This window comes from Streptomyces sp. NPDC029122, from assembly GCF_055569445.1.
Genome location: NZ_JBVHWK010000012.1, coordinates 81,315 through 88,184 on the forward strand (window position 1 = coordinate 81,315; position 6,870 = coordinate 88,184).

The window sequence follows — 6,870 nt, forward strand, 5'->3', positions numbered from 1 at the left end:
CGGGTAGGGACGGGGGGTGGGGCGGGTTCCGGCCTCACCGCGGGCCGGCGGGGTCCTCTTCCGGCCACCAGCTGAGGTAGCGTTCGCCGCTGTCGGGGAACACCGTCGCCACGACCGCGTCCGACAGGTCGTGCCGGCGGGCCAGTTCGAGGCAGCCGTACGCGGCGGCGCCCGCTGAGATCCCGACGAGGAGCCCGGAGCGTGCGGCGATGGCGCGCGTGGTGGCGGCGGCGTCGGAGTCCTCGACGGCGATCACCTCGTCGATGAGGTGCAGGTCGGTGACGGGGCTGATGAAGCCGCCGTTGAGACCGGGGATGCCGTGCGGGCCGGGTTCGCCGCCGGAGAGCAGCGCGGAGCCCGCCGGTTCGACGGCGACCACCTTCAGGCCGGGGTTGTGTTCGCGCAGGTAGCGGGCGCATCCGGTGAGGGTGCCGCCGGTGCCGATCCCGCACACCAGGTAGTCGACGCGGCCTCCGGCATCGCGCCAGATCTCGGGGCCGGTGGTCTCGTAGTGGGCGCGGACGTTGTCGGGGTTCTCGTGCTGGCGCGCGTACCACGAGCCGGGCATCTCGGCGTGCAGTTTCGCGGCGTGCTCGACGCAGGCGGCGAAGCCCAGGGCGTGGTCGGTGAACTCCACCTCGGCGCCGAGCATCCGCAGGGTCAGCACGCGTTCGCGGGAGGAGTTGGAGGGGAGGACGATCAGACAGCGGTAGCCGCGGGCGGCGGCGAGGGCGGCCAGGGCGATGCCGGTGTTGCCGGAGGTGGACTCGATGATGGTGGCGCCGGGCCGGAGCGCGCCGGATTCCTCGGCGGCCCGCAGCATGAACAGTGCGGCCCGGTCCTTGATGCTGGACAGCGGGTTGGCCGCCTCCAGCTTGGCGAGGACGCGGGCGGTGTCGGGCAGGCCGTCGAGCTGGAGGCGGAACAGCGGGGTGTCGCCCACGAGGTCCTCTAATGATGCCGCGATGCGGCGGGTGGTGCGCGCGTGGTTCACGTGCCAACCCCTTTGGTGCTGTGCGTGCGGTCGGTCTCCGAAAAGTAGCCAGACGCGGTAGCGCGCGATTGGTGCCCGGCTCGGGCCGGACTCGAGTGCCGCTCGCGCGCCCGCGATCGAGGAACGGGCCCGAACGGCCAACGGAGCACCGGCCGTTGTCATACCGCGCCGCTAGCCTGGACCGCATGGACGAGATCAACGGTGTGGAGGTCGTCACCTTCGCGGATGCCGACGCCTTCGAGAGCTGGCTGTCGCGGCACCACACGCGTACGGAGGGCGTGTGGATCAAGGTGGCCAAGAAGAAGTCCGGCATCCCGACGGTCACCGACGACGAACTGGTGGACGTCGGGCTCTGCTACGGCTGGATCTCCGGCCAGCGGCGTTCCCACGACGAGCGGTACTACCTCCAGAAGTACGTGCCGCGCCGCCCCCGGAGCCTGTGGTCGCAGGTGAACGTGGAGAAGGTCGCGGCGCTCACGGCGGCCGGCCGGATGCGGGAACCGGGCCTCGCCGAGGTGCGCCGGGCACAGGCCGACGGGCGGTGGGCGGCGGCGTACGAGTCCCAGCGCACGGCGGCGGTCCCACCGGACCTGGCGGCCGCCCTGGAGGCGGACCCCCGGGCCCGGTCGGCGTTCGAGGCCCTCGACCGGTCCGGCCGCTACCAGCTGGCGCTGCCGCTGCTCCAGGCGCTCACCCCCGAGACCCGCCGGGCCCGCCTCGACCGGGCCCTCGACACGCTCCGGCGCACCGGAGGCCCGGCGGGGGCTTAGGCCGTCTCTTCCGGACCCCACACCTAGCCTCGGCGCAGGCCCGCCAGCTTGTCGGGGTTGACCTGGATGCGGATGTTGCGGAACAGCCCGCCCTCCAGGTCGTAGGTGCACGAGCCGATCGGCTCCTCCCCCGCCAGGACGAGGACGCCGAGCTCGCCGTTGATGACCGCCGGGGTGACGGTGACCCCGGCCATGGCGGGCTTGGCCAGCACGCCGAGCAGGAAGCGCGCCACGCGGTCGGCGCCGTACACGGGCCGGCGGCCGGCGGTGACCTTGCCGCCGCCGTCGGACCAGGCGGTGACGTCGGGGGCGAGCATCTCGAGGACGGCGTTAAGGTCTCCCCCGGCACAGGCGCTCAGGAAGCGCTGCGTGATCTCCTCGCGCTGCGCGCTGTCGGAGTCGTAGCGGTGGCGGCGCTCGGCGACGTGCTTGCGGGCGCGGTGGGAGATCTGCCGGACGGCCGGCTCCGGGCGCTCCAGGAAGCCGGCGATCTCGGCGTGCGAGTAGCCGAAGACCTCGCGCAGCACGAAGACGGCGCGCTCCACCGGGGTGAGCGTCTCCAGGACGACGAGCATGGCCGTGGAGACGCTCTCGGCCAGCTCCCGCTCCTGCGCCACGTCGGGCTCGGTGAGAAGGGGCTCCGGCAGCCAGGGGCCGACGTATTCCTCCCGCGTGGCCCGGGCCGAGGTCAGCCGGTTCAGGGACAGGTTGGTGACCGTCCGCACGAGGTACGCCTTGGGGTGACGGACCTCCGACCGGTCGGCCTTGTTCCAGGTCAGCCAGGCGTCCTGGACGATGTCCTCGGCGTCGCTGACGGTCCCCAGCATGCGGTAGGCGGTGGCGAACAACAGCCGCCGGTGTTCGTTGAAGGGATCCGTTTCGGGTTCGCTCGTGATCACCGTCCGATTCTGCCCGGCGTACGACGGCCGGGCCACCCCGCCCCCGCCGCGGCTCAGTTGGAGGACGACGGCGAAGCCGCTCGGTCCGGGTCCGCACGCAGCCGCACGCCCACGACGGCCAGCCGTCCCTCGGTGCGGATCACGCAGTCCACGGGGTGCGCGACCAGGGCCGCGTCGTGGAGGCCGAGTTCGACGCCGCCACCCGGGTTCCCGGGGAGGTGGAGGACCGCCCGCCCCTCCAGGGCGGCCACGAGCAGGGTCTCGTCCGGCTGGGCGGTGAGGGCGAGTTCGCCGCGTACGACGGCGGTGCGGGCGCGGACCTGGTCCCGGCGGTACATCACGTTGAAGTTCACGACCGGGCCGGCCAGCAGCCGGCAGTCGGTCGCCCGGTCCCCGGGGAAGTGCCGGGGCGCGTGGCGCTCGTCGACGAGACGCCGTTCGCCCCCGACCGTGAGGTCCATGCCCGCGCCCTCGGCCAGGGTGAGGATCCGGTCGACGCCGGGGAAGTACGAGAAGGGCCCGTCGGCCTCCACCTCCGCGAGGCTGACCCGCCAGGCGAAGCCGGCGGTCCCCGAGCCCTCGGGCCAGGCCGCGATCTCGCGGGTGACACCGCCGCGGTTCTTCCACGGCACGGCCGTACGGTCGGCGGCGCGCAGGATCCGGAACTCGGCGGGGCCGGGCATGACGGGGGCTTCCTTCCCTCGGGTGCGTACCGCCTCGAGCCTAGGCCCTGTCGTCACGGCCCCTTCGCCGGGCTGCCCGTGCGAGGTGCGGGAGGAACCGGGAGGAGGCCCTGGCGGGTCAGCGCAGGATTCCCGCCTGCCGGGCCGCCCGCAGCCAGGACGGGAACTCCGACAGGAGCCGGTCGTACAGGTCCTGGTCCGAGACCTTGTCGATGTCGTCGACGGCGAAGAAGCCGACGTTGTCGACGCGGCGCCCGGGCATGGTGTCGAAGCGTTCCAGTACGCCGAAGCCGGCGCGGCCGAGGCCGACGAACTGCCAGAACACCGGCTCCTCGACGGCCGCCCGCAGCTCCCGCTCGATCTCGTCGTTGCGGTACACCCCTCCGTCGGAGAAGAAGAGGACCAGGGTCGGGGCCGGCACGGGGTGGGAGCGCACGAAGTCCCGCACCTCGGCGATGACCTTCTGCTCCTCGTTCTGGAAGCCGACCTGGCGCATGTCGACCTGGCCCGGGACCAGCCCCTTGGCCGGCTTCTTGCGGCCGAAGAGGCTCATCTGGCCGATGCGTACGTGCAGTCGCAGCCACTCGGGCAGGTCGCCGATGGCGAGGTCCGGCAGCCGGGCGGGGTTGGTGGCGAAGGTCCAGGCCTGCATCTCGCCGTCGTCGTCGAGCTGCGCGGCGACGGCGGCCATCCGCTCGACCACGTTCGCGACGGTGCCGCGCGCGTAGAGGGCGCTCATCGACCCGGAGGCGTCGAGGACCAGGACCACGCGGGCGGTGACGCCCTGGGCGCCGGCCTTGCTCAGGCTGACGGCCACCTGCTTCTTGCGCAGCGACAGGCGCCCCCGCATGTCCTCCGGAAGCCACTCCTCGCCCTTGACCAGCCGTACGACCGCCTCACCCGCACCGGCGGCGGGCGCGGGAGCCCTGCGGGGCGCGGGCGCGGGAGCCGGCGTGGAGGCCCGGCGGGGAGCCGGCGCGGGCGCGGGGGCAGGCCGGGGCGCGGGGGCGGCCGCGGGAGCGGGCGCGTCGTCCACGGTGATGCCGTAGTCGGTGGCGAGTCCCGCGAGGCCGCTCGCGTACCCCTGGCCGACGGCGCGGAACTTCCACGCGCCGGCCCGCCGGTAGAGCTCGCCGGTCACGAAGGCGGTCTCCGGCCCGGCCTCCATGTCGAAGCGGGCCAGTTCGGCGCCGGAGGCGGCGTCCAGCAGGCGCAGGTGCAGACCCGGGACGCGGCCGAAGGTGCCGCCGTCGGCGGAGGCGCAGAGGACGACCCGCTCGATGTCCCCTTCCAGGGCGGCGAGGTCGACGTCGAGGGTGTCGGAGCCCGGTTGCTTGCCGGGGTGGCGTACGGCTCCGGAGGCGTGCCGGGGCTGGTTGTAGAAGACGAAGTCCCCGTCGGAGCGGACCCGTCCGGTGGCTGCCAGGAGCAGCGCGGAGGCGTCGACGTCGGGTACTCCGGGCCCGGCGGACCAGCCGAGCACGGCTCTGACCGAGGGGGCGGCGACCGGGAGGTTGGCGCCTTTGCTCATTGTCGTCACGTCGGACAGTCTGCCCGGTGGTCCGGCTCCGCGGGGCCGAATGGGAACGGAAAGCGGTGCTCGGACGCGGCCGGGGCCCGCACCTTGGGTGCGGGCCCCGGCGTCGCTCGGGTCGAGCGGGTCGATCAGTGCTCAGGCGGGCACGATGTTCTCGGCCTGCGGGCCCTTCTGGCCCTGGGTGACGTCGAAGTTCACCTTCTGGCCCTCCTGGAGCTCACGGTAGCCCTGGGTGGCGATGTTCGAGTAGTGGGCGAACACGTCGGCGCCGCCGCCGTCCTGCTCGATGAAGCCGAAGCCCTTTTCCGCGTTGAACCACTTCACGGTGCCGGACGCCATATCGATTCTCCTTCGGGGCCGTACCCGGAGCCGCACTGTGCGGACCCGGCGTCGCCGGGTTGATTGACCCCGTTCGAAGAACTCTGGGAACCACACCTGCAACTGTCCCGACCGTAGCACAGGGCGCCTCCGTAATCGCGGAGCGTTACGTCGATCGGGCGTACGGGCGTCAGCCGCGGAAGTCGGCCGTACGCTCGGGCGAGGCCTCGGCCAGGGCCCGGGTGACCGCCTCGACGCCGCCCCGGAGCCCGTAGACGGGCGTGTCGGGCTGCTGCCGCCAGGACTCGTCGAGGCCGCCCGCGTCGACGGTGTCGAAGCCGAGCTCGTCGATGAGCGCGCGGACCGTCTTCTTGGCGGCTTCGTCGTCACCGGCGACGGGGAGCGCCATCCGCCCGGGGTCTCCGGCCGGCCGCGGCCGGTCGATGATGTCGGCGGCGTAGGTGCCGTTGAAGGCCTTGACGACGGGGTGGCCCAGGTGGCGTTCGGTCCAGCGGCTCTCGGTCAGGCCCCCGTCCTCCACGGCGGCGATCCGGCCGTCGCGCTGCCGCGGGTAGTAGTTGCCGGTGTCGATGACGGTGAAGCCGTCGGCCGCCCCGTCGAGGAGTCCGGCGGGCAGGTCCGGGATGTTCTTGAAGGGGATGGTGACCACCACGATCTCGGCGCCGTGCGCCGCCTCGGCGACGGTGACGGCGGTGGCGCCGGTCTCCTCCGCGAGGGCCGTGAGGGTCTGCGGGCCGCGGGAGTTGGCGACGCGGACCTGGTGTCCGAGCGAGGTGAGCCGGCGGGTGAGGTTGCCGCCGATGTTGCCGGCGCCGACGATGCCGATCTTCATGAGCCCTCCAGTGCGTACGGAACGGGTGCGCCCCCTGCCCCAACCCTTCGCCCGGCCGCCGCATTCCGCGCCGGCACGCCATGGCTCCGGCGGTGGCCCGTACAGCTGAGATCCCGCCGTTTCCCCCTTCGGCGACAACCGGCCGGTACGCGGGAACCGTCCTTCCCTGCGGGGCCGGGGACCGTACCGGCCCGCACCCAGCACGGGAAAGGTACCGATCGATGCCCAAGCTCCCGAAGCCCCCGACCAAGCGCACCCTCTCCATCGCCCTCGCGGCCACCGCGGGCGCCGCAGCCCTCTCCTTGGCCCTCGTCTCCACCACCTCGGCGACCGCCGCCGCGCCGCCGTCGGTCTCCGGCAGCCCGGAGGGGGCCTTCACCCGGATCGCCGACTTCTACGGCTCGTACGTCGACGCGGTGTACGACGGGGACGGCGCGACGGCCGACCGGCTGCGCTCCTTCTACCTCTCCGAGCCCCTCCAGCGGGAGCTGAGGCAGTGGGAGGACGCCCACCACGCCAACGGCGTGCTGCGCGCGCAGAACGTCCCGGTCGAGTGGAAGGTGACCTCCACGGGCAGCGGGGCGGGCAAGACCAACGCCACGGTCACCCTGACCTGGAGCGGGAGTTCCACGACCCAGATCCGGGTGCAGGCCGACCTGCGGACGAAGAAGATCACTTCCATCACGGACTGATCGGGTCCGCCGACGCGAGCGGGGGCCGCCACCCCGGGGGGCCCCCTCTTCCTTCTTCCTCCTTCCTCTTTGGTTCCTTTCGCGCCGCTTTCCCCCAGGACCCCCTCTCGCTTTCCAACTCTTC

At 73.0% G+C, this 6,870-nt stretch carries 8 protein-coding genes; 2 read left to right on the forward strand and 6 right to left on the reverse strand.

The window, feature by feature from the left end; all coding sequences use genetic code 11:
• Positions 1–34 precede the first annotated feature (34 nt).
• Positions 35–994, reverse strand: coding sequence for a PLP-dependent cysteine synthase family protein (locus ACZ4WZ_RS16615; protein ID WP_467890686.1), 960 nt, complete (start codon positions 992–994; stop codon positions 35–37).
• A gap of 185 nt (positions 995–1,179) precedes the next feature.
• On the opposite strand from ACZ4WZ_RS16615, the gene ACZ4WZ_RS16620 reads away from it, so the two are divergent.
• Positions 1,180–1,764, forward strand: a complete 585-nt coding sequence (locus ACZ4WZ_RS16620; protein WP_467890688.1) for a YdeI/OmpD-associated family protein — start codon at positions 1,180–1,182, stop codon at positions 1,762–1,764.
• A 23-nt stretch (positions 1,765–1,787) separates the two neighbouring features.
• Here the strand turns inward: ACZ4WZ_RS16620 and ACZ4WZ_RS16625 are convergent, their stop codons facing one another.
• The 5 genes from ACZ4WZ_RS16625 to ACZ4WZ_RS16645 form a co-directional block, all read right to left on the reverse strand.
• Entirely contained in the window at positions 1,788–2,663 is an 876-nt protein-coding gene (locus ACZ4WZ_RS16625) for an RNA polymerase sigma-70 factor (protein WP_467890691.1), read from the reverse strand.
• A gap of 53 nt (positions 2,664–2,716) precedes the next feature.
• A complete protein-coding gene (locus tag ACZ4WZ_RS16630) occupies positions 2,717–3,346 on the reverse strand; it encodes a HutD/Ves family protein (RefSeq protein ID WP_467890693.1) in 630 nt (209 codons plus the stop codon).
• A gap of 118 nt (positions 3,347–3,464) precedes the next feature.
• On the reverse strand, positions 3,465–4,877 hold the full coding sequence (locus ACZ4WZ_RS16635; protein ID WP_467890887.1) for a VWA domain-containing protein: 1,413 nt from the start codon (positions 4,875–4,877) through the stop codon (positions 3,465–3,467).
• A 141-nt stretch (positions 4,878–5,018) separates the two neighbouring features.
• The gene (locus ACZ4WZ_RS16640) at positions 5,019–5,222 is read right to left on the reverse strand and encodes a cold-shock protein (protein ID WP_007268031.1); all 204 of its coding nucleotides are present in this window, start codon (positions 5,220–5,222) and stop codon (positions 5,019–5,021) included.
• A gap of 169 nt (positions 5,223–5,391) precedes the next feature.
• On the reverse strand, positions 5,392–6,258 hold the full coding sequence (locus tag ACZ4WZ_RS16645) for an NADPH-dependent F420 reductase (RefSeq protein WP_467890697.1): 867 nt from the start codon (positions 6,256–6,258) through the stop codon (positions 5,392–5,394).
• A gap of 17 nt (positions 6,259–6,275) precedes the next feature.
• Here ACZ4WZ_RS16645 and ACZ4WZ_RS16650 point away from each other — a divergent pair, with 17 nt between their 5' ends.
• Entirely contained in the window at positions 6,276–6,746 is a 471-nt protein-coding gene (locus tag ACZ4WZ_RS16650; protein ID WP_467890700.1) for a hypothetical protein, read from the forward strand.
• The last annotated feature ends 124 nt before the right edge of the window (positions 6,747–6,870 follow it).